The organism is Microbacterium algihabitans, from assembly GCF_032464975.1.
GTDB classification, from domain to species: Bacteria; Actinomycetota; Actinomycetes; order Actinomycetales; family Microbacteriaceae; genus Microbacterium; species Microbacterium algihabitans.
Genome location: NZ_JAWDIU010000007.1, coordinates 50,200 through 72,172 on the forward strand (window position 1 = coordinate 50,200; position 21,973 = coordinate 72,172).

Here is a 21,973-nt window from a genome sequence, read left to right on the forward strand (position 1 = left end):
CGACAGGAGGTGAGCGCATGATCGCGTCGATCATCGCGACCATCAACCTCCTGCTCGCGTTCGCCGAGCTGTCGCTCACCCCCGGTTTCGACGCCCCGCTGCTGGCTGTCGTGCTGGCCGCCGCGGTCGTCGTCACGGTCGCGGTCGTGCTGCTCGTCGTGCCCGGGCTCGTGGCATCCGCCCCTCGGCCCTCGCCGCGTCCGATCGACCCTTCCGCGCTGGTGGCGCAGAGCGATCCGGATGCCGCGGGGCACCCGCGCCCGCGCGCTCCGGGGCTCGCGATCCCGGTCGCGTAGCCCGCCGTCCGCCGCCCTCGCGGCATCCGGTGCCCTCACGCGACCACCGGTCGTTCGTACGCGCTCGCGCCGGCGACCGGTCCTGCCGTGATCGCCGCACCGATTGGACGCCCCGTTGGACCTCTTCGCCTTCCCTCCCCTCGCCCTTCTGCTCGACCTGACCACCCGAGCCCTGCTCGCCCTCACCACCGCGCTCGAACCCGTCACCGCGGGCGCGGCCGCCGCCGTGGCGGTGGTCGTCGTGACGTTGCTCGTGCGCCTCGCTCTGATCCCGGTCGGGGTCTCGCAGGCCCGCGCCGAGCAGACGCGTGCTCGTCTCGCTCCGCGCCTGCGCGCCCTGCAGCAGCGGTGGAAGGGCAACACCGAACGCCTGCAGCGCGAGACGATGCAGCTGTACCGCGACGAGGGTGCCTCGCCGGTGGCCGGGTGCCTGCCCCTGCTGGCCCAGGCTCCCGTGGTGGGGCTGCTCTACGCCGTCTTCCTGCACCCGACCGTGGGCGGCCAGGCCAACGCCCTGCTCGCGCACGATCTGCTGGGCGCCCCGCTCGGGCGGAGCCTCGTCGCCGCCGTCACGACCGGAACCGCGGATGCCGGGACCCTGGCGGTCTTCGCGGTGCTGGTGGCCGTCATCGTCGCCGCCGCCGAGCTGACCCGTCGTCTGCTGCGGCCGGCGGTCGCCCCGGCCGCCCCCGCGTGGACGACGCCCCTCTTCGGCGCGCTGCAGTTCACGACGGCGGTGGTGGCGCTGTTCGTGCCTCTGGCCGCCGCCCTCTACCTCACGGTGACGACGGTGTGGACGCTCGTGCAGCGGGTGGTGCTCAGGCGGCGCTACCCGCTGCCGGCGTGAGCGCCGAGCGGGCGTCCCACCGCTTCGACCACGACGCGTTCACCGCGGCCATCGCGAGCACCAGCACCGCGGCCGCGGCCGGGAAGAGCAGGGCGGTCTCCACCGAATCGTTCTCGGCGACCGCTCCGGTGACCGCCGACGACAGTGCCTGGGCGAGCGTGAGGGCCGACGCGAGGATCGTCATGGTCGAGGCGGTGCGCCCGCGCGGCGCGCGGTGCCCGGCAAGGCTGAACAGCGTCACCAGTGAGGGGCCGACGCCGATGCCCATCAGGCACAGCACCAGCGTCACCGTGGGCACCGATCCGCCGACCGAGTACGCCCCCGCCGACGCGGTGAGGATCACGGCGAACACGACCAGGCGCCAGCGCAGGGTGAACCGCTCGGGGATCACCGCGACGGCCAGTGCCAGCACGGCCGAGCCCACGCCCATGACGCCGTACAGCAACGCGCCCGCCTCGGGAGCGCCCTGCGCCTCCATGAACGCGGTCAGCGAGGTGAGGGTCGACCCGAAGAACAGCCCGACACCGAAGACGGCCGCCACCAGCACGAGCATGCGCGGGTGCAGCAGTTCGCGGAACGGCGCCATCGCGGTGCGCTCCGACCGCTCCGGAACCGCCCGCCCGGTGGGGTGCAGGGCGAAGGCCGTGACGAAGACGAAGCTCAACAGCGCGGCACCCGCGATCGGAGCCCACGGGGCGATGAGCGCCGCCAGCACACCGACCACGAACGGGCCGATCACGAAGGCCGTCTCGTCCGCCGCCGACTCGTACGCCATGGCCCGCGAGAAGGTGCGCTCGCGTCGCGTGGGGTGCACGCGATCGCCGATGAGGGCCATGACGCGACTGCGCGACATCGCCGCCGTCTGCGGGCCGGTGAGGCCGATCGCGGCGGCCGCCCCGAGCAGCAGCGCCTCGGAGCTCGCGGCCTGCACGACGAGGGGGAAGAGTGCGAGCAGGATGCCGTTCGCCAGGCCCACCGGCACGAGCACGCGCCGCTGTCCGAAGCGGTCGGCGAGGTCGCCGAGCACGGGGCCTGCGACGACGACGCCGAGGCCGACCGCGGCGGAGGTCAGGCCGCCGAGGGCGACCGAACCGCGCTCGGCGACGACGATGGCCAGCACCCCCACCGTCATCATCGCGAACGGCAGACGGGCGATGAAGGCGACGGGGAAGTACCAGAACCCCGTGTGGTGGATCAGGGAGCGGTGGGCGACGGCCGGGGAGGCGGGTGGGCGTGCGGGCGCAGACATGGAGCGGTCTCTCGGAGGCGATGGAACGTGCCGCCTTGCCGGGTCCGGTAGGTAGTTGCACAGCGTGCGGCGGGCGAACCCGCTCGACGATTCTACCGCGGGGCGCTGAAGAGCGCCCGGGAAGCTCAGCTCACGAGGGCGGCGATCGCCGCGATCACGGATGCCAGGGCCAGCACCAGCGCGACGGCGATGAGCACCGTGTGCACGATCAGGAACGGCGTCGGCTTTCCGGCGGCGTCCCGCGCGCGCGGGTCTTTCGCGATGCGCGGGTAGAAGCGGGGCCAGACGACGGCGTTGAACACGGCGTTGGCGAAGAGCAGCACGATCAGCAGGGGTTCCACGCCTCGAGCCTACGCGCGGGCTGCCTCTCGGCCGGCCGTCACGCGGCGCACGCGATGCACCGACGCGCGAACGGGCGCACCTCGAGCCGGGCGTCGGCGATCGGTCGACCGCACACCTCGCACACCCCGAAGGTCCCGGATGCCACGCGCTCGCGCGCCGCGCGGATCTCGGCCCGCTCCGCCTCGGCTCCGCGTCGCAGCGCATCGACCTGCGCCCACTCCCCCGACAGCGTCGAGCCCTCGGGGTCGTGCTCGTCGTCGGCGGTGCCGTCGGCGCGGTCGTGGCGGAGGCTCTCCTCGTCGTCGTGCAACCGCGCGAGACGGTGCTCCACCTCGCGCTCGAGGTGGTCGAGCATGCGCCCCGCGGTCATGGCATCCATCCTTCGACGCTAGCCCCCACCGCCGACACCGGCACTGCGGCAGGATCGGCTCATGAGCGAGCTTCGACGACACTGGACCCCGACCGCTGTGGTGTTCCTCGCCCTCGCGGTCGCGGGACTCATCGGCACCTGGACCTTCAACGTCTTCGCGATCGTGCAGATGCGCGACTTCCTCGGAGACCTCGTCTCGAGCGGACCGGCGGTGTCGTCCATCACCGTCGACCTGCTGATCGTCGCCATCGCCGGAAGCGTGTTCATCATCGTCGAGGCGCGACGGCTCGGCATGCGCTTCGCATGGCTGTACATCGTGCTGTCGGGGATCACGGCGTTCGCGTTCACGTTCCCGCTGTTCCTCGCGATGCGCCAGCGGCACCTGACCGCGCGGCGGTCCTCCCCCACCCACCCCGCGTGAGAGGTCACTTCGTGTCGCCTCGACGGGGCTGCACGCGACAGAAGATGACCCCTCACGCGAGAGGGTCGGGCTCAGCGCGAGGCGAGACCCGCGCGCAGGCCCTCGACCAGCGGAGTCGTCGGGCGGCCGATGATGCGCGCGAGCGATCCGTCGGTCTCCGACAGTGCCCCGCGCGCGATCGCGTCGTCGATGCCCGCGACGAACGCCGCGGTCCCGGCGTCCAGCCCCGCGGCCTCGAGTCCGGCGGTGAGCTGCTCGAGCGAGACGCGCGTGTAGGTGACCGGGCGACCGAGCACCTCGGCGGCGGCGGCCGCGAGCTCGTCGTACGTCCACGCGACGTCTCCGCCGATCTCGATCGTCAGTCCCGCCAGGTCGTCGGTCGTCAGCGCGACGGCGGCGGCCTCGGCGTAGTCGCGACGGCTGGCGCTCGCCACCCGCGCGTCACCCACGGCGGCGACGATCTCGCCGGTGTCGGCGGCGCGCGCCACGGAGTCCAGGTAGTTCTCGGTGTACCAGTTGTTGCGCAGGATCGTGGCGCTCACGCCCGAGGCGGCGATCGCCTGCTCGGTGGCCTTGTGGTCGGCGCCGAGCGCGTAGTCCACCTCGTCGACGCGCGGGGCGCTGGTGTACACGAGACGCTCGATGCCGGCCGCGCGTGCGGCGTCGATGACGTTGCGGTGGCCCGAGACGCGGTCGGCGTCGGTGCCCGAGATGAGCAGCACGCGCGTGACGCCCTCGAGGGCGGCAGCGAGGGTCTCGGGGCGGGCGTAGTCGAGCTCGACCACGTTCACGCCGTTGTCGGCGAGGTCGGCGGCCTTGGCCGGCGTGCGGACGCCGGCGACGATGTCGGATGCCGCGACGCCGCGCTCGCGCAGGGCGTCGACGACGAGGCGGCCGAGGTGGCCGGTGGCGGCGGTGACGAGAATGGTCATGGGGTGGTCCTTTCGACGGGTTCCCCTGGTGCAACCGCCCGCGCGGGAGCGCATTCCGGAATGCCGGTACCCACTTTCTGGTTAGGTACTTACATGAGCGTCAGTCTTAGCGATCTGCGGGGACGCAACCCCGAGATCTTCGCCGACGGGTGCCCCACCCGCACCGTGCTCGATCATGTGATGGGCAAGTGGGGCATCCTCGTGCTCGTCGCCCTGTCCGACGGGACGCAGCGGTGGGGAGCCCTCCGGCGCAATATCGCCGGGATCAGCGAGAAGATGCTCGCGAGCACCCTCAAGACGCTCGAGGCCGACGGGCTGGTCGCTCGCACCGCCTACCCCGAGGTGCCGCCGCGCGTCGAGTACGCGCTGACCGACCGCGGCCGCGACCTCATGACGCGCGTCATCCCCCTCATGGAGTGGGTCGCCGACAACGCCGACGACATCGTCGCGCGACGGAGTTGACCGTGCGCCTGCCGTCGACGCGCGCCATGCGCGACTCGCTCACCGTCCGCGCACCCCGACGCGTCCCGCTGCTGCAGGTGACGAAGTCGGCGATCGCGATCGTCGCGGCGTGGCTGATCGCCGGCTGGCTCGTGCAGGGGCCGCCGCCCATCTTCGCCGCCATCGCCGCCCTGCTCGTCGTGCAGCCGAGCATCAACCAGTCGTTCACGCGCGCCGTCGAGCGCAGCGTCGGGGTCATCGTCGGTGTCGTGATCGCCGCCCTGCTCGGGCTGGTCTTCGGGTCGCAGCCGTGGGTCGCGCTGCTGTCGGCCGGTGTCGCCCTCGTCGTGGCGTGGGCCGCGCGCATCTCGCCCGGCGCGACCAACCAGATCGCGATCAGCGCTCTGCTGGTGCTCGCCCTGGGCACCGCGACCCCCAACTACGCGCTCGACCGCGTGCTCGAGACCCTCATCGGCGCGGCGATCGGCATCGTCGTCAACGCCGTGCTCGTGCCGCCCGTGCTGGTTCCGAGCGCGCGCGAGAAGGTCGAGGTGCTCGGCCGCGAATTGGCCGAGGCGCTCGAGCGTCTCGCCGCGGCCCTCGAAACTCCGCAGACACCCGCCTCGCTCGAGGGGCTGCTGCTCGAAGCCCGCCTGCTGCGCCCCGTGCGCGACGCCGCGGCGACGGCGATCACCGACGCCACCGACTCTCTCGCCCTCAACCCGCGCAGCGGGAGGCACCGCAACGACCTCGTCGGGATGCGCGACCTGCTGGAGCGCTTCTCGCCCGTCGTCACGCAGACGATCGGCATGACCCGCGCCGTCTACGACGGCTACGAAGCCACGATCGCGGACGAACCCGCGGTGCGCGCGATCGCCGAGCAACTGCACCGCGCGGCCCACGACGTACGTCTCGCCTTCGCGGTGGATGCCGGCCCCGAGCGCCTCGTCGAAGAGGAGCCGGCACTGACCCGGCCCCTGCAGATCCAGACCCCCTCGACCGCGCACTGGGTGCTGGTGGGGTCGTTGCTGATGGACCTGCACCGCGTGCACGAGACACTGCGCGACGCCGCCGACTGACCGACGGAAACACGGCATCCGGATGCCGACACCCCGGCCGAACCGCGGACTCCGACCGCCGACGCCGCCGGCGCGCTGTGGATTCGCCGCACGCGGCCCGCGCCGCGCCCCGCGCTGGTTGACTGGGCGCATGGGTACCGCGATGTTCCCCCTCGGCGCCGTCCTCTTCCCGCACACGCCCCTGGCTCTGCGAATCTTCGAGGAGCGCTACCTCGTGATGCTCGGTCGTCTGCTCGACGAGACCGACCCCTCGTTCGGCGTCGTTCTCATCGAACGCGGGACCGAGACGGGCGGCGGCGACCAGCGCTTCGCTCTGGGCACGATGGCCCAGCTCAGCCAGGTTGTGCCCCTCGCCGACCAGATGCAGGTCCTCGCGCACGGAACGCAGCGCTTCGAGATCGTCGAGTGGCTCGATGACGCGCCCTATCCCCGCGCCGACGTCCGGTCCCTGCCCGACCTCGAATGGAACGAGGCGCTTTCTCCTCTGCTCGACGAGGCCGAACGCATCGTGCGCCGCGTGCTCGGCAAGGCCCAGCAGTTCGGCGGCACGCGGTGGGACCCCGAGGTCGAACTCGCCGAAGAGCCGCTGCCGCGCGCATGGCAGGTGGCCGCGATCGCCCCGCTCGGCGAACTCGACCAGATGGAGCTGCTGCGTTCGAAGACGCTCGGCGGACTCCTGCGGGCGACGATCGATCTGACCCTCGCCGCCGAGCCTCTGCTCGGCGACCCCGTCCCCGACGGCGTGATCGTCGTCACCGACGACGACTCCACCCCCGGGGACGAGGACTGAGCGGCGCGGGCTCAGTTCAGCGCGCGCACCGACGAGGGGATCACGCCGTCGCCGTACAGGTCGATCGCGAGGTCCTGCAGAGCGGTCAGCGCCACGCGCTGGGTCTGCGGGCCGTACGAGATGCGGGCGACGCCGAGAGCCTCGTACTCCGCGGCCGTGAGCGCCGCGGGCACACCGATCACACTGAGCCGGCGCTCTCCGATGCCCTCCACGAGGCGTCGCGTCGTCTCGGCGTCGAGCAGCCCCGGGACGAACACCGAGGTGGCGCCCGCCGCGAGGAAGGCGCGGCCGCGCTCGACGGCATCCGCCACCTTGTCGTCGAGGGGCCGATCGGCACCCTTGAGGAACACGTCGGTGCGCGCGTTCAGCACGAACGGCACACCCTCCGCCTCACCGGCGGCGATGACCGCTTCGACGGCCGCGATGGCCTCGGCCAGCGGCTTGACGCGGTCCTCGACGTTCGCTCCGACGACTCCCACGCCGATCGTGCGCCGCGTGGTCTCGCCGGGGTTTCCGAAGCCCGAGTCGAGGTCGGCCGTGACGGGTACGTCGACGGCGGCGACGATGCGACCGACCATGTCGAGCATGACGTCGAGGGGGATGTTCTCGCCGTCCTCGTAGCCGAAGGTCGCGGCGATCGAGTGGCCGGCCGTGGCGAGCGCCTTGGTCTCGGGCAGCGCCGCGACGGCGGTGGCCGACACGACGTCCCAGATGTTGACGACCCGGAGGATCTCGGGAGCGGTGTGGAGCTGGGCGAAGGCCTGGGCCTTGTCACTGAGGGCGGTCATGCGTGGTCTCCTGTCGTGCGGGTCTCGTCGTCGACGATGGCCTCGGCGATCAGCGTGTCACCCGCACCGAAGCGGATGAAGCGACCGATCGTCGCGGGCTGGATCAGCACCGCGGCGGCGACGGCGGCGACGTCGGCGCGCGACACCTCGCCCTTGCCCTGCGGAGCCGTGGTGATGCGACCGGTCGGGGGGTCGAGCGTCAGCGTGCCGGGGCCGAGGATGGTCCAGTCGAGCTCGCTCGCGCGCAGGTGGTCGTCGGCCGCGAGCTTCGCGTCGGCGTAGGCGAAGAACGAGTCGTCGGGGTCGATGCCGTGGTCGGGGGTCGAACCGATCCACGACACCATGACGAAGCGACGCACGCCCGCCTGTGCGGCGGCGTCGACGGCCCGCTGCGCGGCGTCGCGGTCGACAGCGTACGTGCGCTCAGCGCTGCCGCCGCCCGCTCCGGCCGACCATACGATCGCGTCGGCGCCGGCGAACGCCTCGGCCATCTCGTCGACGTCGGCGCTTTCGACGTCGAGCACGAGGGGCGTGCCGCCCGCCTGCTCGATGTCGTCCTTCTGCTCGGGCTTGCGGATGACCGAGGTGGCCTCGTCTCCGCGGTCCGCCAGCAGCCGCGCCAGGTGCAGGGCCACCTTGCCGTGGCCGCCGATGATCACAATTCGTTCCATGTCACTGTCCTCCGACTTTCTCGATCGACATCTTCAGGATCACGCGGTCGGCGCTGTCCGGTGGCGCCTCCTGTTCCGCGTTGCCGTAACGCTTTCCGAGGTGCACGTAGAACGCGCCCGTCGGATCGGGTTCGGCCTCGACGAGCCGCCCGCGCACTTCGATGTAGCGGTAGGGCTGCGCCGGGTCGAAGACCATCAGGCTCATCGAGGGGTTCTGCTGCAGGTTGCGGAACTTCTGCCGCGTGGTCGTGTGCGTGAACAGCAGGTGCTCGCCGTCGAAGTCGAACCACATCGGATTCACCTGCACCGTTCCGTCGGGACGGACGGTGCCGAGGCTTCCGTAGTTCGGGTTCTCGAGCAGGTCGCGGTGCGCGTCGGGGATCATGCGTGTCCTTTCGCCGAGGATCCGCTCACGACCGTACGCCGAACCTCCGACACGCCCGTTCGGGCTTGACGCCTCGCCCCGGGCCGCTCGTCCGCCGCGCTAGTCCACGTCGCCGTCGACGTACACCCAGCGGCCCGCTCGACGCACGAAGCGGCTGCGTTCGCGCAGTTCGCCGGCCTCGCTCCCGTGCCGCCAGCGCGCGCGGAAGCTCACCTCCGCGGCATCCGCCCCCTCCTCCGCCGACACGATGTCGAGGCCGATCCACCGGGTGCCGTCGCCGACCTCGATCTCGTCGGGACGGGTGCGCGGATGCCACGAGCGCGCGAGGTGGGCCGCATCGCCGATCGCGAAGGCGGTGTAGCGCGACCGCATCAACCGCTCGGCCCCGGGGGCCGGTTCTCCGTCGAGGAGGGGGCCGCAGTGCGTTCCGAACTCCCCCTCGCCGCAGGGGCACGCGTCGGTGGCGGAGGGGCGGACGGATGCCGAGCCGAAAGACATCCCGCCACTCTAGGTCGCGGTGTCGGACCCCCGTGCCAGGATCGGGGGTGTGACCGACCGCCTCATGCTCCTCGACACCGCGTCGCTGTACTTCCGCGCCTTCTACGGGGTGCCCGACAAGGTGAAGGCCCCCGACGGCACCTCGGTCAATGCGGCGCGGGGTCTGCTCGACATGGTCGCCAAGCTCGTCACCACGTACGAGCCCACGCGCCTCGTCGCGTGCTGGGACGACGACTGGCGTCCCGCGTGGCGCGTCGACCTTCTCCCGAGTTACAAGGCGCACCGCGTCGTCGAGGCGGTCGCGACCGGACCCGACGTCGAAGAGGTGCCCGACCCGCTCGAGGCGCAACTGCCGGTCATCCGCGCGGCGCTCGAGGTGCTCGGCATCCCGATCTCGGGGACGAGCGACCACGAGGCCGACGACGTGATCGGCACCCTCGCGACCCGCGCCGATGTCCCGGTCGACATCGTCACGGGCGACCGCGACCTGTTCCAGCTCGTCGACGACGACCGGGGCATCCGCGTCGTGTACACGGCGCGCGGCATGAGCAACCTCGAGATCGTCGACGATGCGGCCGTCGTCTCCAAGTACGGGGTGCACGCCGCGCAGTACGCCGATTTCGCGGCTCTGCGAGGCGACCCCTCCGACGGACTCCCCGGTGTCGCCGGCATCGGCGAGAAGTCCGCGGCGTCGCTGCTCGCGGCCTGCGCGACCCTCGACGGCATCCGCGCGGCCGCCGCCGACGGCAGTGCCGGCACGCCCGCACAGCGCGCGAAGATCCTCGCCGCCTCCGACTACCTCGACGTCGCGCCGACGGTCGTGCGCGTCGCGCGCGATCTCGACCTCGCGCCCTTCGACGACCGCCTGCGTCCCGTCGACCACGACGCCGCGGTGGCGCTCGCCGACACGTGGAACCTCGGGTCCTCGATGACCCGCGTGCTCGCCGCGCTCCCGCGCTGAGCCTCAGCGGGTGCGCTCGAGCCACTCCCTCAGCTTCTCGAGCGGCCACGTCGTGACGATCCGGTCGACCGGAACCCCGAGCGCCTCGGCCCGTGCGGCCCCGTGGTCGAGCAGTGAGAGCTGTCCGGGCGCGTGCGCGTCGGAGTCGATGGAGAACAGGCACCCGGCCTCGATCGCCATCACCATCAGCTCGTCGGGCGGATCCTGCCGCTCGGGTCGCGAGTTGATCTCGACCGCGACGCCCGACTCCGCGCACGCGGCGAACACGGCCGCCGCGTCGAACTCCGACGGAGGGCGCGTACCCCGCGCTCCCTCGACCAGCCGACCCGTGACGTGTCCGAGCACGTCGACCCGCGGATCCCCCGCCGCCGCCACCAGGCGCTTCGTCATGGGGGCACGGTCCATGCGCAGTTTCGAATGGGCGGATGCCACGACCACATCGAGCGCATGCAGCAGCTCGTCCTCCTGGTCGAGCGCGCCGTCGTCGAGGATGTCGACCTCGATGCCCGTCAGCAGTGTGAAGCCGTCGCCGCGGTGACCGCGAACGATCTCCATCTGCGCGCGCAGGCGTTCGGGCGACAGGCCGTTCGCCACCGTCAAGCGGGGCGAGTGGTCGGTGAGGGCGAGGTACTCGTGCCCCAGCCCGCGTGCGGCGTCGACCATCGCCTCGATCGGGGTGAGCCCGTCCGACCAGTCGCTGTGGCTGTGCAGGTCGCCGCGTAGGCGCGCGCGCAGCTCGGCTCCGCCGACGGGCGCCGCCTCGGCGCGGAGGGTCGCGAGACGCTCGGGCACCTCACCCGCGAGGGCCTGGGTGATGACCGCGTACGTCGAGTCGCCGATGCCCGCGCGTCGCCGGAGGGCAGGATCGCGGAGTTCGGCGTCGCTCAGCCCCTCGATCGCGGCGGCGGCGGTACGGAACGCCTTGCTCTTGTAGCGCGACGACCTTTCCCGCTCGAGCAGATACGCGATCTCGGTGAGGGCGTCGAGCGGGTTCACGATCTACTCCGCCAGAGCCTTCGACGTGTCGACCCAGGCGTCGAGCTTGGCCTCGGCGCGCCCGTCGTCGATCGCGGCGGCGGTGTCGGCCATCGCCTCGGCCAGGCGTTCGAGGATGGGCCGCTGCACCTGGGTCGCGTCGCGGAACAGGCGGAACGAGACCAGGCCCGCCGCCGCGTTCAACAGCACGATGTCGCGAACGGGACCCGACTCGCCGCCGAGCACGCGGCGCACGACGGTGGCGTTGTGGTCGGGCGTCCCGCCCAGGAGGTCGTCCATGTCGGCGAGAGGAAGACCGAGGTCGCGCGGATCGAGGTCGTGCTCGTGCACGTCGCCGCGGCTGATCTCCCACACGCGGCTGTGGCCGGTGGTGGTCAGCTCGTCGAGGCCGTCGTCGCCGCGGAACACCAGCGCGGTCGCGCCGCGGGTACGGAACACGCCCGTGATCAGCGGCACGCGGTCGAGGTGCGCGACGCCGACGGCGTTCGCTTCGGCGCGTGCGGGGTTGCACAGCGGCCCGAGGAAGTTGAAGACCGTCGGCACGCCCAGCTCCGACCGCGTGGCGGCCGCGTGGCGGAAGCCGGGGTGGAACGCCGAGGCGAAGGCGAAGGTGATGCCCGTGCGGTCGAGGATCTCGGCGACCTTCTCGGGCGACAGCGTCAGCGCGATGCCCAACGACGACAACACGTCGGACGCTCCGGATGCCGAGCTCGCGGCGCGATTGCCGTGCTTGACGACGGGGACTCCGGATGCCGCGGCCACCACGGCCGCCATCGTCGAGATGTTGACGGTGCCGTAGCGGTCCCCGCCGGTACCGACGATGTCGAGCACGTCCGCGCGGACGGGGAGGGGCACCGCCGCTTCGAGGATGGCGTCGCGGAAGCCGACGATCTCCTCGACGGTCTCGCCCTTGGCGCGCAGCGCCATGAGGAATCCGGCCAATTGAGAGGGCGTCGCACGCCCCGCCATGACCTCGCGCATCGCCCACGTGGACTCCGACACGCTGAGGTCGTCGCCGGCGAGCAGCGAGGCGAGAAGATCGGGCCAGGTGAAGCGTTCCGCCATGCGGCAATCCTTTCACAGCGACCTGTCCTCGCGTGTCGCGTTCGAGCGGCGCGGACGGTCGCCGCGGAACACCCGTCGCACCGGGGATTATCCGCAGATTCTGAGGCTTCCCTAAGTCTCGACGATGGAATATCTCAAGTTGGGGATGGGAATATCCCGTCGCAGGATCGCGCATAATGGGATGGTGACGACCTCAGCGACGTATTCCCAGGCCGTGCGTGCCGTGAAGCGACCCGACCCGGTCGCCGTTGGCACCATCGTGTGGCTGGGCAGCGAGGTCATGTTCTTCGCCGGCCTGTTCGCGATCTACTTCACCCTGCGCAGCACCTCGGCCTCCCTGTGGGCTGACGAGACGCAGCTGCTCAACGTCCCCTTCGCGACCGTCAACACGATCATCCTCGTGTTGTCCTCGGTCACGTGCCAGATGGGCGTGTTCGCCGCCGAGAGGTACCAGCCGTACCGCACCGGTGCGCGGGCCGGCATCCTCAAGTGGGGCATGGTCGAGTGGTTCTACCTCACCTTCATCCTCGGCGCGGTCTTCGTGTCGGGCCAGGTGTGGGAGTACGCGACGCTGGTTGCCGAGGGCATGCCCATCAGCGCCAACCCCTACGCATCTGCCTTCTATCTCACCACCGGCTTCCACGCCCTGCACGTGACGGGTGGCCTCATCGCCTTCCTTCTCGTGATCGGCCGCGCGTACGCCGTGAAGAACTTCGGACGCAAAGAGATGACCACCTCGATCGTCGTGTCGTACTACTGGCACTTCGTCGACGTCGTCTGGATCGCCCTGTTCTTCGTCATCTACTTCCTCAAGTAAGAGAGCTGTACTCACATGGCACGCGAGAAGAAGACTCGTCGGGCGTCCGGGCGTCGTAGCCCCCTGGCCGCCGCCGCGCTGATCGGAATCGGACTCCTCCTCACCGGAGGCGTCTACGCCGGCGCATCGGCCGCGATGGCCGCCACCTCCGACACCCCCGTCAGCGAAGCCAACTCGGCGACGGCGGTCGAAGAGGGCCAGAAGCTGTTCCAGGCCAACTGCGCCACCTGTCACGGTCTCGACCTGCAGGGCAGCGACCAAGGTCCCTCGCTCTTCGGCGTCGGCGAGCTGTCGGTGCACTTCCAGGTCTCGACCGGCCGCATGCCCCTGCAGGCGCAGGGCCCGCAGGCTCCGGTCAAGCCGGTGCAGTTCACCGAAGAGCAGACCAACGCGATCGCCGCCTACGTGCAGTCCGCGGCCCCCGGTCCGTCGTACCCGTCGAACGAACTCCTCGACGGTGAGGGCGACCTGTCGCACGGTGCGGAGCTGTTCCGCATCAACTGCGCCATGTGCCACAACGTCGCCGGCGCCGGCGGCGCACTGACCGAGGGCAAGTACGCCCCCGACCTGCACAGCACGACCCCGGTCAACATCTACGCGGCAATGGTCACGGGCCCGCAGAACATGCCCGTCTTCAACGACCTCAACCTCACCCCCGAAGACAAGCGCGACGTCATCTCGTACCTGATGTACCTCCAGAAGACGGACTCCCCCGGCGGCTACGCCCTGGGCTCGCTCGGACCGGTGTCGGAGGGTCTGTTCATCTGGATCTTCGGAATCGGGGCGCTCATCGCCCTCACCGTCTGGATCACGGCGAAGTCCAACTGACCGTCGTCTTCGACATCACGTAAACGCACGAGGAGCACCATGGCACACGAGGACGACGCACTCGAGCACGAGAGGGCTTCCTGGAAGCCCGGCTCGGGCCTCGCCGTCGCGGTTCCGGACGCCGCGGCGAATCCGGGACTCCCCGGCCACCGTCAGCGCATGACGGACAAAGACCCGCAGGAGATGAAGCGCGCGGTCCGCACGGTCTACACGCTGTTCTACATCTCGGTCGCGGCGAGCATCTGGGCGAGCATCGCCTACATGATCTTCCCGATCGAGTCGGGGTCGATGATCGACATCCGGTACAACAACCTCTTCATCGGACTCGGCATCGCCTTCGCGCTGCTCGCAATCGGCATCGGCACCATCCACTGGGGCAAGTCGGTCATGTCCGACAAGGAGTTCATCGAAGACCGTCACGGCACGCGTGGTCGCGACGAGGTCCGCGAGGGCGCGGTCAACGTCTTCGTCGAGGCCGAGAAGGACTCCGGCTTCGGCCGTCGCGAGATCATCCGCAACTCGCTCTTCGCCGCTCTCGCGGCGTCGATCATCCCCGGCATCACCCTGTTCCGCGGTCTCGCCCCGCAGGACGTCGACCCGGTGACCGCGCTCAGCCACACCATGTGGAAGCAGGGCATGCGCCTGGCCCACGACCCCTCCGGTCGTCCCATCCGCGCCGCCGACGTCACCCTGGGTTCCGCGTTCCACGTCATCCCCGAAGAACTCGCCGGCCTGGGCCACGACGAGGGCTACCTCGAGGAGAAGGCCAAGGCGATCGTCCTGCTCATGCGCATGCAGCCCGAGCAGCTCAATCCCGAGACCAACAAGCTGGACTGGTCGTACGACGGCATCATCGCGTACTCGAAGGTCTGCACCCACGTCGGTTGCCCCGTGGCACTGTACGAGCAGCAGACCCACCACCTCCTGTGCCCCTGCCACCAGTCGCAGTTCGACGTCGCCAACGGCGCGGCCGTCATCTTCGGCCCGGCCGCCCGTCCTTTGCCGCAGCTCCCCATCACCGTCGACGCCGAGGGTTACCTCGTCGCCCAGAGTGACTTCCAAGAGCCCGTCGGCCCCAGCTTCTGGGAGCGCTCATGAGCACCGGTACCCATCCCACCGAAAACGTCGTCACCGAGCCGGCCGTCTACTCCGGTCCGCCGCAGGCGCCCGCCGGCCGTGACGGCAAGCCGCTCGGCGGCAAGTTCGTCGGTGCCGCCGCGAACTACCTCGACGAGCGCACGAGCATGTCGGGTCTGGTCAAGGAGCTGGGTCGCAAGATCTTCCCCGACCACTGGTCCTTCATGCTCGGCGAGATCGCGCTGTGGAGCTTCGTCGTCGTGCTCCTCTCGGGCACGTTCCTGACGTTCTTCTTCCAGGCCTCCATGGTCGAGACGCACTACAACGGTGCGTACGAGCCCATGCGCGGCATCGCGATGTCGGCCGCCATGGAGTCGGCGCTGCACATCTCGTTCGATCTGCGCGGCGGTCTGCTCGTGCGCCAGATCCACCACTGGGCGGCCCTCGTGTTCGTCGCCGGTATCGGCGTGCACATGCTGCGCGTGTTCTTCACCGGCGCGTTCCGCAAGCCCCGCGAGCTCAACTGGGTGGTCGGCTTCATCCTCTTCATCCTCGCGATGGCCGAGGGCTTCACCGGCTACTCCCTCCCCGACGACCTGCTCTCGGGCAACGGCCTCCGCATCATCGACGGCATGATCAAGGGCTTGCCGATTATCGGCACCTGGACCTCGTTCCTCCTCTTCGGTGGCGAGTTCCCGGGCACCGCGATCGTCGGACGCCTGTACACGCTGCACATCCTGCTGCTGCCCGCGATCCTCGTGGCGCTGCTGGCCGTGCACCTCATGCTGATGATCATCAACAAGCACACGCAGTTCGCCGGGCCCGCTCGCACGAACAGCAACGTCGTGGGCTACCCGATCCTCCCGGTGTACGCCTCCAAGATGGGTGGCTTCTTCTTCATCACGTTCGGTGTGATCGTCCTGATCGCCGCGCTCGTGACGATCAACCCGATCTGGAACTACGGCCCCTACGACCCGTCTCCGGTGTCGGCCGGTACCCAGCCCGACTGGTACATCGGCTTCGCCGACGGCATGCTGCGTCTGATCCCGCCGCACCTCGAGTTCGTCCTCTGGGACCGCACCTTCTCGTGGAACATCATCATCCCGGTCGGCGTGCTCGGACTGTTCATCGTTCTCGTGCTGGTCTACCCCTTCATCGAGGCGTGGGTCACGGGCGACAAGCGCGAGCACCACATCGCACAGCGTCCGCGCAACGCCGCGACGCGTACCGCGATCGGTGCGGCCGGCGTCACGTTCTACGCCGTCATGTGGGCTGCCGCCTCGTCGGACATCATCGCCACGCACTTCCACCTCACGATGGAGGGCGTCATCCACGCCCTGCAGGCGCTGCTCATCCTCGGGCCGATCCTGGCGTACTTCGTCACCAAGCGCATCTGCATCGCGCTGCAGAAGAAGGACCGCGAGATCGCTCTCCACGGCTACGAGTCGGGTCGCATCGTCCGCCTTCCCGGTGGCGAGTACATCGAGGTCCACCAGCCGGTCGACGAGTTCGAGCGCTGGAAGCTCGTGGACAACGAGACTTACGAGCCGCTGGTCGTGCGTCCCAACGACCAGGGTCAGATCCCCTGGCACGAGAACTTCCGTGCCTCGGTGTCGCGTTGGTTCTTCGAAGACCGTCTCGCTCCCCTCACGCAGGCGGAGCTCGACGCCGCGGTCGCCCACCAGCACCACGAGCTCGACCACATCGACCACGAAGAGGCCGACGAGATCGCCGGGGCGAACGCTCGCGCCGACGAAGACGGCCGTCCGCGCAACGCCATCGGCGAGCGTGTCGAGGTCGAGATCCCCGCTCCGAAGGGACTCGAGGAGCGCAACCGCCCCTCCGGTGACAAGAGCGAGTAACCACTCCGCATGAACGACGAGACCCCGGCGCTTCGGCACCGGGGTCTCGTCGTTGTCGCGCAGGGGCGAAGTGGCAGAGATCGGTGCGCTCGTGGCATCCGGGGTCGTGGCTCCCCCTCGCAGCCCTGTCTAGCGTGAGGGTCATGTCAGACGCCACCCTGTTCTTCTCCACCCGACTCGCCCACGAGACGGATCCCTCCGACGTGTACGCCGTGCAGAAGGCCGGAGAGCGCTTCGTGCTGGTCGACGTCCGGGGCGACGACGCATGGCAGCAGGGGCGCATCAGCGGCGCCGTGCACATGCCGTACCGCTCCATCCCCGACCGCGCGCCGAACGAGATCCCGATCGACATGCCGGTGGTCGTGTACTGCTGGAGCCCTGGGTGCAACGCGGGAGTGAAGGGCGCCCTCGCCTTCGCCCAGCTCGGGTACGAAGTGAGGGAGATGATCGGCGGCTTCGAGTATTGGGTGCGCGAGGGTCAGCCGTTCGAGAACGACGGAGGTCCCTGCGCCCGCGTCTTCGACCCGACGGTGATGGTCGTCCGCACCTGATCGTTAGGCTGTCGGGACGCGTCGCGAAGGAGTCCCGGATGCAGCATCCCCCGATCGAACCGTTCGCCTCAGGCCACCTCGAGCGCCCCGACGGCGCTCGTCTGTACTGGGAGACGTCGGGCAACCCGCAGGGGCGGCCGGCGCTCTATCTGCACGGAGGCCCGGGCGGTGGTCTCGGCAAGCGCGGCTATCGCCGTCGTTTCGATCCGGAGCGTCATCTGATCATCGGCATCGATCAGCGCGGCTGCGGCCTCAGCACGCCGTGGGCGAGCGACGACCTGTCGACACTCCGCTTCCAGACCATGACGCACCTCATCGACGACCTCGAGGCGGTGCGCGCCTTCCTCGGTGTCGAGCGATGGTTGCTGCACGGGGTGTCGTGGGGATCGACGCTCGCGCTCGCGTACGCACTCGAGCATCCCGACCGGGTGAGCGAGATCGTCAATCTCGCCGTCACCACGGGCCGGCGGTGGGAGATCGATTGGATCACGGACGGCATTGCACCGGTCTTCCCCGAGGCGCACGAGGCGCTCAGAGAACCGCTCGAGCCCGGAGAGCGCACCATCGAGGGGTACGCGCGGCTTCTGACGGATCCTCGCGGGGAGGTCCGCCGCGATGCCGCGGAACGGTGGGACGCCTGGGAGGTCGCGCACATGTCCCTCGGCCCCCTCGCCACACCAGGTCCGTTGCACGACGACGCCCGTCATCGACTCAACTTCGCCACCCTGACCTCCCACTATTGGGCCAACGACTGCTTCCTCCCCGGTGATCGGTCGGTGCTGTCACGCGCCCATGAGCTCGCCGGCATCCCCGGCGTCCTGGTGCACGGGCGCCGCGACATCAGCGGTCCCGTCGAGACGCCGTGGCGGCTCCACCGCGCGTGGCCCGGGAGCAGGCTCGAGATCGTCGAGGAAGACGGCCACGGGGGCCCTCGAAGCGCCGGACTGACTCAGGAGGCGATGGACGCGTTCGCGCGCGGCGACCGGTGAGCGACACCGACGACCCCGACCGCTCGCCGGACTGCTAGCGTGCGCTCGTGCTGGTCGATGCTGGAATCATCGTGGTCGCGGCGTTCGCGTCGGTTCTCCTGCTGTGGCTGTGCGGGCGTGACGTCGTCCCTCGCAACCGCGTCGTCGGTATCCGGCTGCCAGCCCTTCTCGCGTCGGATGCCGCCTGGCGGGCGGGGCATTCGGCCGCTGTCGGACCGGCCGGTGCCGGAGCTCTTGTCGGCGCGCTCGTGCTCGCCGTGTCAGCGCTCGGACGATCCGACTCCGTGCTGGAACCCATCCTGGTCGTGATCGTCATGATCGGCGCCCTCGGGTGGGCCGCAGTCGTCGCCGTTCGCGCTGCGCGCCACGCTCCCTCCGGCCCAGAGCGCGAAGTGGTCGATCACACGGGTGACGCTCGACCACTGGCGTCGGTAGTCGTGTTCGTCGGCGATGACATCGGACGGGTTTCCGGCAGCATCGGACTCGGGAGTCTGACGGTGCTCACCGGTTCGTTCGCTCTCATGTGGATCACCGCGGTGACCGCCGCAGAGACCCCGTCGACCTCCGTCTTCCTGCTGGTGCCGGTGGGACTGCTGATCGGCTCGCTCGTCTTCGTCCTCGCGACGATCCGGCCTCCGGGAGCGAGCGCGACAACGTCGTCCGAGTGACGAGGCGCAGCATCGTGCCCGAGGGTCGTGCCGAACGCGTGTCACCGCACGGCCGAGCCCGCGTCCGTCAGGCGGTCTCGACGTCTTCAGCGAACCACCGCGCGGCTGAGCCGAAGAAGATCGGGTCGACTCCGCTCGGCTCGTCGTCGTCGACGACGTCGCACACCACGACGGTGACGTTGTCGCGGGTCCCTGCTTCGAGGGCGAGAGCGACCGCAGACGCGGCAGCGGCGCGGGGATCCGAGGCCTCGGCGACGAGCCGAGCGACGTCCGCCTCGGGAACGTAGTCCGTCAGACCGTCGCTGCAGAGCACCCACCGATCACCGACGACCGGCGGACGCTCGGCGACCGAGACGACATCGCCCTCCGCACCCCCGAGAGAGGCGGTGATGATGTTCCGGCGCGGGTGCGCCTGCGCGGCCTCCGGCGGAATGATGCCGTGGTCGACGAGAGCCTGCACGTAGGAGTCGTCACGCGTCTCGCGCGTGAAGTCGCCATCGCGCAGCAGGTACGCACGCGAGTCGCCCGTGTGCGCGAGAAGGAGCTCGCCACCCGTGCTGAGGAAGAGCCCCGTGAAGGTGGTCGCCATCCCCTGCAGGGCGGGATCGCGCTCGACGTGAGCACGGATGTCCCAGTTCGCCTCGCGGATGCGAACGAGCAGACCATCGGCATCCATCCCGCCACCGCTGGTGGCGACGAGCCGATGAAGGAGAGCGGCGGAGGCAAGGTCTCCCGAAGGGCCTCCCCCGACGCCATCTGCCACCGCCGCACCCCAGGACGCCGCGAAAGCGGCGTCCTGGTTGGTGGGACGGTGGGCGCCGGCGTCGGAGACGGCGGCCGCATTCAACCGAATGGGCACAGGATCAGCGCGCGAAGTACCCGCGGTAGTACTCGTACACCCAGCCGACGATCGCGATCGCGAACACGACGAAGCCCACGGGCACGAGCCAGCTGCCGACCGCGAGGCCGATCACCGCGATCGCAGCCGAACCGGCGAGGATGATGGGCCACCACGACCACGGGCTGAACTCGCCCATCTCGGGGTCGCCGTCGTCGATGTCGGCCGTCAGCAGGTCTTCGGGCAGCTCACCGCGCTGCGACTTGTGCACGCGGCCGATGTAGAACGCGATCATTGACGACATCAGGCCGAGGAAGGCCAGAGCGACGGTGCCGACCCACTCGACCCCACCATGCTGGATGAGGCTCCAGACGGTGTAGACGGCCGAGATGAGGAAGGCGAAGACCGCGAGGATCCACCAGAGGTTGACGTTGGTACGCATGTTCTTACTTGACCTCTCCGGCTGCGTGATCCACGACGGGGGCGTCGGGGGCGTCCTTGGCCGGCCCCACACCGACCGGGATGCCGGCCTCGGGGTGGTTCAGGTCGAACGCGGGACGCTCGCTGCGGATACGCGGGATCGAGGTGAAGTTGTGACGCGGCGGCGGGCACGACGTCGCCCACTCGAGCGAAGCTCCGTAGCCCCACGGGTCGTCGACGGTCACTCGCGGCGCCTTGCGGGCCGTGATCCAGACGTTCAGCAGGAACGGGATCATCGAGGCGCCGAGGATCATCGAGCCCACCGTGGACAGCTGGTTCTCCCAGGTCCATCCATCGGCGGCCGCGTAGTCGGCGTAGCGACGGACCATGCCGTCGACACCCAACCAGTGCTGGATGAGGAAGGTCATGTGGAAGCCGACGAACAGCATCCAGAAGTGCACCATGCCCAGACGCTCGTTGAGCATCTTGCCGGTCCACTTCGGCCACCAGAAGTAGAAGCCCGCGAACATCGCGAACACGACTGTTCCGAAGACCACGTAGTGGAAGTGCGCCACGACGAAGTAGGAGTCGGAGAGGTGGAAGTCGAGCGGGGGCGACGCGAGGATGACACCGGTCAGACCACCGAAGACGAACGACACGAGGAAGCCGAGGGCGAACACCATCGGGGTCTCGAACGTCACCGAACCGCGCCAGAGGGTTCCGATCCAGTTGAAGATCTTCACACCGGTCGGCACCGCGATGAGCATCGTCATCAGGGCGAAGAACGGCAGGAGCACTCCACCCGTGACGTACATGTGGTGCGCCCACACCGCGACCGAGAGCGCCGCGATGGCGATGGTCGCGTAGACGAGGGTCTTGTATCCGAAGATCGGCTTGCGGCTGAACACCGGGAAGATCTCGGAGACGATGCCGAAGAACGGCAGCGCGATGATGTACACCTCGGGGTGACCGAAGAACCAGAACAGGTGCTGCCAGAGCAGGACGCCGCCGTTCTCAGGGCTGTAGATGTGCGAGCCCAGCACGCGGTCCGCGGCGGCGGCGAAGATCGCCGCGGCCAGCACGGGGAACGCGAGCAGGATCAGGATGCTCGTGATGAGCGTGTTCCACGAGAAGATCGGCATGCGCCACATGGTCATACCCGGGGCGCGCATCGTCAGGATCGTGGTGATGAAGTTGACCGCACCGAGGATCGTGCCGAAACCGCTGATGCCGAGACCTAGCATCCAGAGGTTTCCGCCGACGCCCGGAGAGAAGCTCGCATTCGCGAGGGGCTGATACGCGAACCAGCCGAAGCCGGCCGCACCCTGCGGGGTGAGGAATCCCGACACCGCGATCGTGGAGCCGAAGAGGAACAGCCAGAAGGCGAAGGCGTTCAGACGCGGGAACGCCACGTCGGGCGCGCCGATCTGCAGCGGCAGCAGCGCGTTGGCGAAGCCGGCGAACAGCGGCGTCGCGAACATCAGCAGCATGATCGTGCCGTGCATCGTGAACAGCTGGTTGTACTGCTCCTTGGTCGGGATGATCTGCATGCCGGGCTCGAAGAGCTCCGCACGGATGATCAGCGCCATGACGCCACCGAGCATGAAGAAGATGACGGAGGCGATCAGGTACATGTACCCGATCGTCTTGTGGTCGGTGGAGGTGATCCACTTGACGACCAGGTTGCCCTTCTGCTCGACACGCGAGGTGCTCAGCAGAGCGGCTTGACGCGGCGGGAGAGTCGTCGGGCGCGAAGGCCCTGTCCCCTGGAGCGGAAGCGTCGTGGCCATGA

Annotated in this window: 27 protein-coding genes; 14 read left to right on the forward strand and 13 right to left on the reverse strand. The window is 69.7% G+C overall.

What is annotated here, in order from left to right; translation table 11 throughout:
- The first annotated feature begins 17 nt into the window (after window positions 1-17).
- Window positions 18-296: a DUF6412 domain-containing protein gene (locus tag RWH43_RS16105; RefSeq protein ID WP_316001956.1), complete on the forward strand. Its 279-nt coding sequence runs from the start codon at window positions 18-20 to the stop codon at window positions 294-296.
- Between the two features lie 115 nt (window positions 297-411).
- Complete coding sequence (locus RWH43_RS16110; RefSeq protein WP_316001957.1) at window positions 412-1,143, forward strand: YidC/Oxa1 family membrane protein insertase; 732 nt, start codon at window positions 412-414, stop codon at window positions 1,141-1,143.
- Here RWH43_RS16110 and RWH43_RS16115 read toward each other — a convergent pair.
- The 3 genes from RWH43_RS16115 to RWH43_RS16125 form a co-directional block, all read right to left on the reverse strand.
- A complete protein-coding gene (locus RWH43_RS16115) occupies window positions 1,115-2,392 on the reverse strand; it encodes an MFS transporter (protein ID WP_154095823.1) in 1,278 nt (425 codons plus the stop codon). The two genes, RWH43_RS16110 and RWH43_RS16115, sit on opposite strands and share 29 nt — an antisense overlap.
- 125 nt (window positions 2,393-2,517) lie before the next feature.
- Window positions 2,518-2,733 carry an SCO4848 family membrane protein gene (locus tag RWH43_RS16120; protein ID WP_144827862.1) on the reverse strand — a complete coding sequence of 72 codons (216 nt, stop codon included), beginning with the start codon at window positions 2,731-2,733 and terminating at the stop codon, window positions 2,518-2,520.
- Window positions 2,734-2,771: 38 nt separating this feature from the next.
- Window positions 2,772-3,113 carry a TraR/DksA family transcriptional regulator gene (locus tag RWH43_RS16125; RefSeq protein WP_144827864.1) on the reverse strand — a complete coding sequence of 114 codons (342 nt, stop codon included), beginning with the start codon at window positions 3,111-3,113 and terminating at the stop codon, window positions 2,772-2,774.
- Window positions 3,114-3,165: 52 nt separating this feature from the next.
- Between RWH43_RS16125 and RWH43_RS16130 the strand changes: the two genes are divergently transcribed.
- The gene (locus RWH43_RS16130) at window positions 3,166-3,525 is read left to right on the forward strand and encodes a DUF2834 domain-containing protein (protein WP_316001958.1); all 360 of its coding nucleotides are present in this window, start codon (window positions 3,166-3,168) and stop codon (window positions 3,523-3,525) included.
- 71 nt (window positions 3,526-3,596) lie between these two features.
- Here the strand turns inward: RWH43_RS16130 and RWH43_RS16135 are convergent, their stop codons facing one another.
- Entirely contained in the window at window positions 3,597-4,457 is an 861-nt protein-coding gene (locus tag RWH43_RS16135) for an SDR family oxidoreductase (RefSeq protein ID WP_144827870.1), read from the reverse strand.
- 93 nt (window positions 4,458-4,550) lie between these two features.
- Between RWH43_RS16135 and RWH43_RS16140 the strand changes: the two genes are divergently transcribed.
- The 3 genes from RWH43_RS16140 to RWH43_RS16150 all read left to right on the forward strand — a co-directional run bounded on the left by RWH43_RS16140 (window position 4,551) and on the right by RWH43_RS16150 (window position 6,767).
- A complete protein-coding gene (locus RWH43_RS16140; RefSeq protein WP_144827872.1) occupies window positions 4,551-4,919 on the forward strand; it encodes a winged helix-turn-helix transcriptional regulator in 369 nt (122 codons plus the stop codon).
- A 2-nt stretch (window positions 4,920-4,921) separates the two neighbouring features.
- On the forward strand, window positions 4,922-5,977 hold the full coding sequence (locus RWH43_RS16145; protein ID WP_260979654.1) for an FUSC family protein: 1,056 nt from the start codon (window positions 4,922-4,924) through the stop codon (window positions 5,975-5,977).
- Window positions 5,978-6,107: 130 nt separating this feature from the next.
- Entirely contained in the window at window positions 6,108-6,767 is a 660-nt protein-coding gene (locus tag RWH43_RS16150) for an LON peptidase substrate-binding domain-containing protein (RefSeq protein ID WP_144827875.1), read from the forward strand.
- An 11-nt stretch (window positions 6,768-6,778) separates the two neighbouring features.
- Here RWH43_RS16150 and RWH43_RS16155 read toward each other — a convergent pair whose 3' ends face one another.
- From RWH43_RS16155 to RWH43_RS16170, 4 genes are all read right to left on the reverse strand, one after another.
- Window positions 6,779-7,555 (reverse strand): isocitrate lyase/PEP mutase family protein, encoded by a 777-nt coding sequence (locus tag RWH43_RS16155; protein WP_316001959.1) that lies wholly within the window; start codon window positions 7,553-7,555, stop codon window positions 6,779-6,781.
- On the reverse strand, window positions 7,552-8,226 hold the full coding sequence (locus tag RWH43_RS16160) for an SDR family oxidoreductase (RefSeq protein WP_144827880.1): 675 nt from the start codon (window positions 8,224-8,226) through the stop codon (window positions 7,552-7,554). The genes RWH43_RS16155 and RWH43_RS16160 overlap by 4 nt, the downstream gene beginning before the upstream one ends.
- Before the next feature lies 1 nt (window position 8,227).
- Window positions 8,228-8,611, reverse strand: a complete 384-nt coding sequence (locus RWH43_RS16165) for a PPOX class F420-dependent oxidoreductase (protein ID WP_144831687.1) — start codon at window positions 8,609-8,611, stop codon at window positions 8,228-8,230.
- A gap of 99 nt (window positions 8,612-8,710) precedes the next feature.
- Window positions 8,711-9,109: a YchJ family protein gene (locus RWH43_RS16170; RefSeq protein WP_316001960.1), complete on the reverse strand. Its 399-nt coding sequence runs from the start codon at window positions 9,107-9,109 to the stop codon at window positions 8,711-8,713.
- Window positions 9,110-9,158: 49 nt separating this feature from the next.
- On the opposite strand from RWH43_RS16170, the gene RWH43_RS16175 reads away from it, so the two are divergent.
- Window positions 9,159-10,070, forward strand: a complete 912-nt coding sequence (locus RWH43_RS16175) for a 5'-3' exonuclease (protein ID WP_316001961.1) — start codon at window positions 9,159-9,161, stop codon at window positions 10,068-10,070.
- A 3-nt stretch (window positions 10,071-10,073) separates the two neighbouring features.
- On the opposite strand, the gene RWH43_RS16180 is transcribed toward RWH43_RS16175, so the two are convergent.
- On the reverse strand, window positions 10,074-11,066 hold the full coding sequence (locus RWH43_RS16180; protein WP_316001962.1) for a PHP domain-containing protein: 993 nt from the start codon (window positions 11,064-11,066) through the stop codon (window positions 10,074-10,076).
- 3 nt (window positions 11,067-11,069) lie between these two features.
- Entirely contained in the window at window positions 11,070-12,131 is a 1,062-nt protein-coding gene (gene trpD / locus RWH43_RS16185; protein ID WP_316001963.1) for an anthranilate phosphoribosyltransferase, read from the reverse strand.
- Window positions 12,132-12,312: 181 nt separating this feature from the next.
- Here trpD and ctaE point away from each other — a divergent pair, with 181 nt between their 5' ends.
- From ctaE to RWH43_RS16220, 7 genes are all read left to right on the forward strand, one after another.
- Complete coding sequence (gene ctaE, locus RWH43_RS16190; protein ID WP_144827891.1) at window positions 12,313-12,948, forward strand: aa3-type cytochrome oxidase subunit III; 636 nt, start codon at window positions 12,313-12,315, stop codon at window positions 12,946-12,948.
- Window positions 12,949-12,963: 15 nt separating this feature from the next.
- A complete protein-coding gene (gene qcrC / locus RWH43_RS16195; protein WP_144827894.1) occupies window positions 12,964-13,776 on the forward strand; it encodes a cytochrome bc1 complex diheme cytochrome c subunit in 813 nt (270 codons plus the stop codon).
- 39 nt (window positions 13,777-13,815) lie between these two features.
- Window positions 13,816-14,874 (forward strand): cytochrome bc1 complex Rieske iron-sulfur subunit, encoded by a 1,059-nt coding sequence (gene qcrA, locus RWH43_RS16200; RefSeq protein ID WP_144827897.1) that lies wholly within the window; start codon window positions 13,816-13,818, stop codon window positions 14,872-14,874.
- Window positions 14,871-16,715, forward strand: coding sequence for a cytochrome bc1 complex cytochrome b subunit (qcrB, locus tag RWH43_RS16205; RefSeq protein WP_144827899.1), 1,845 nt, complete (start codon window positions 14,871-14,873; stop codon window positions 16,713-16,715). Before qcrA ends, qcrB begins: the two co-directional genes overlap by 4 nt.
- A gap of 143 nt (window positions 16,716-16,858) precedes the next feature.
- The gene (locus tag RWH43_RS16210; RefSeq protein ID WP_316001964.1) at window positions 16,859-17,266 is read left to right on the forward strand and encodes a rhodanese-like domain-containing protein; all 408 of its coding nucleotides are present in this window, start codon (window positions 16,859-16,861) and stop codon (window positions 17,264-17,266) included.
- Between the two features lie 38 nt (window positions 17,267-17,304).
- Window positions 17,305-18,255: an alpha/beta fold hydrolase gene (locus tag RWH43_RS16215; RefSeq protein ID WP_316001965.1), complete on the forward strand. Its 951-nt coding sequence runs from the start codon at window positions 17,305-17,307 to the stop codon at window positions 18,253-18,255.
- A gap of 47 nt (window positions 18,256-18,302) precedes the next feature.
- Window positions 18,303-18,923, forward strand: a complete 621-nt coding sequence (locus RWH43_RS16220; RefSeq protein ID WP_316001966.1) for an SdpI family protein — start codon at window positions 18,303-18,305, stop codon at window positions 18,921-18,923.
- A gap of 67 nt (window positions 18,924-18,990) precedes the next feature.
- Here the strand turns inward: RWH43_RS16220 and RWH43_RS16225 are convergent, their stop codons facing one another.
- Genes RWH43_RS16225 through ctaD form a run of 3 tightly spaced genes read right to left on the reverse strand, consistent with a single transcriptional unit; the run spans window position 18,991 to window position 21,971 of the window.
- Entirely contained in the window at window positions 18,991-19,782 is a 792-nt protein-coding gene (locus RWH43_RS16225; protein WP_154095834.1) for a PP2C family protein-serine/threonine phosphatase, read from the reverse strand.
- Between the two features lie 4 nt (window positions 19,783-19,786).
- A complete protein-coding gene (locus RWH43_RS16230) occupies window positions 19,787-20,203 on the reverse strand; it encodes a cytochrome c oxidase subunit 4 (RefSeq protein ID WP_144827913.1) in 417 nt (138 codons plus the stop codon).
- Between the two features lie 4 nt (window positions 20,204-20,207).
- Window positions 20,208-21,971 carry an aa3-type cytochrome oxidase subunit I gene (gene ctaD / locus RWH43_RS16235; protein ID WP_144827916.1) on the reverse strand — a complete coding sequence of 588 codons (1,764 nt, stop codon included), beginning with the start codon at window positions 21,969-21,971 and terminating at the stop codon, window positions 20,208-20,210.
- Window positions 21,972-21,973: the final 2 nt, after the last annotated feature.

Bases quoted from the DNA above. Each gene is read 5' to 3' on its own strand.
- RWH43_RS16105 (WP_316001956.1), top strand. From the start codon at position 18: ATGATCGCGTCGATCATCGCGACCATCAACCTCCTGCTCGCGTTCGCC.
- RWH43_RS16115 (WP_154095823.1), bottom strand. From the start codon at position 2,392: ATGTCTGCGCCCGCACGCCCACCCGCCTCCCCGGCCGTCGCCCACCGC.
- RWH43_RS16125 (WP_144827864.1), bottom strand. From the start codon at position 3,113: ATGGATGCCATGACCGCGGGGCGCATGCTCGACCACCTCGAGCGCGAG.
- RWH43_RS16130 (WP_316001958.1), top strand. From the start codon at position 3,166: ATGAGCGAGCTTCGACGACACTGGACCCCGACCGCTGTGGTGTTCCTC.
- RWH43_RS16135 (WP_144827870.1), bottom strand. From the start codon at position 4,457: ATGACCATTCTCGTCACCGCCGCCACCGGCCACCTCGGCCGCCTCGTC.
- RWH43_RS16140 (WP_144827872.1), top strand. From the start codon at position 4,551: ATGAGCGTCAGTCTTAGCGATCTGCGGGGACGCAACCCCGAGATCTTC.
- RWH43_RS16150 (WP_144827875.1), top strand. From the start codon at position 6,108: ATGGGTACCGCGATGTTCCCCCTCGGCGCCGTCCTCTTCCCGCACACG.
- RWH43_RS16155 (WP_316001959.1), bottom strand. From the start codon at position 7,555: ATGACCGCCCTCAGTGACAAGGCCCAGGCCTTCGCCCAGCTCCACACC.
- RWH43_RS16160 (WP_144827880.1), bottom strand. From the start codon at position 8,226: ATGGAACGAATTGTGATCATCGGCGGCCACGGCAAGGTGGCCCTGCAC.
- RWH43_RS16165 (WP_144831687.1), bottom strand. From the start codon at position 8,611: ATGATCCCCGACGCGCACCGCGACCTGCTCGAGAACCCGAACTACGGA.
- RWH43_RS16170 (WP_316001960.1), bottom strand. From the start codon at position 9,109: ATGTCTTTCGGCTCGGCATCCGTCCGCCCCTCCGCCACCGACGCGTGC.
- trpD (WP_316001963.1), bottom strand. From the start codon at position 12,131: ATGGCGGAACGCTTCACCTGGCCCGATCTTCTCGCCTCGCTGCTCGCC.
- ctaE (WP_144827891.1), top strand. From the start codon at position 12,313: ATGGTGACGACCTCAGCGACGTATTCCCAGGCCGTGCGTGCCGTGAAG.
- qcrC (WP_144827894.1), top strand. From the start codon at position 12,964: ATGGCACGCGAGAAGAAGACTCGTCGGGCGTCCGGGCGTCGTAGCCCC.
- qcrA (WP_144827897.1), top strand. From the start codon at position 13,816: ATGGCACACGAGGACGACGCACTCGAGCACGAGAGGGCTTCCTGGAAG.
- qcrB (WP_144827899.1), top strand. From the start codon at position 14,871: ATGAGCACCGGTACCCATCCCACCGAAAACGTCGTCACCGAGCCGGCC.
- RWH43_RS16210 (WP_316001964.1), top strand. From the start codon at position 16,859: ATGTCAGACGCCACCCTGTTCTTCTCCACCCGACTCGCCCACGAGACG.
- RWH43_RS16215 (WP_316001965.1), top strand. From the start codon at position 17,305: ATGCAGCATCCCCCGATCGAACCGTTCGCCTCAGGCCACCTCGAGCGC.
- RWH43_RS16230 (WP_144827913.1), bottom strand. From the start codon at position 20,203: ATGCGTACCAACGTCAACCTCTGGTGGATCCTCGCGGTCTTCGCCTTC.
- ctaD (WP_144827916.1), bottom strand. From the start codon at position 21,971: ATGGCCACGACGCTTCCGCTCCAGGGGACAGGGCCTTCGCGCCCGACG.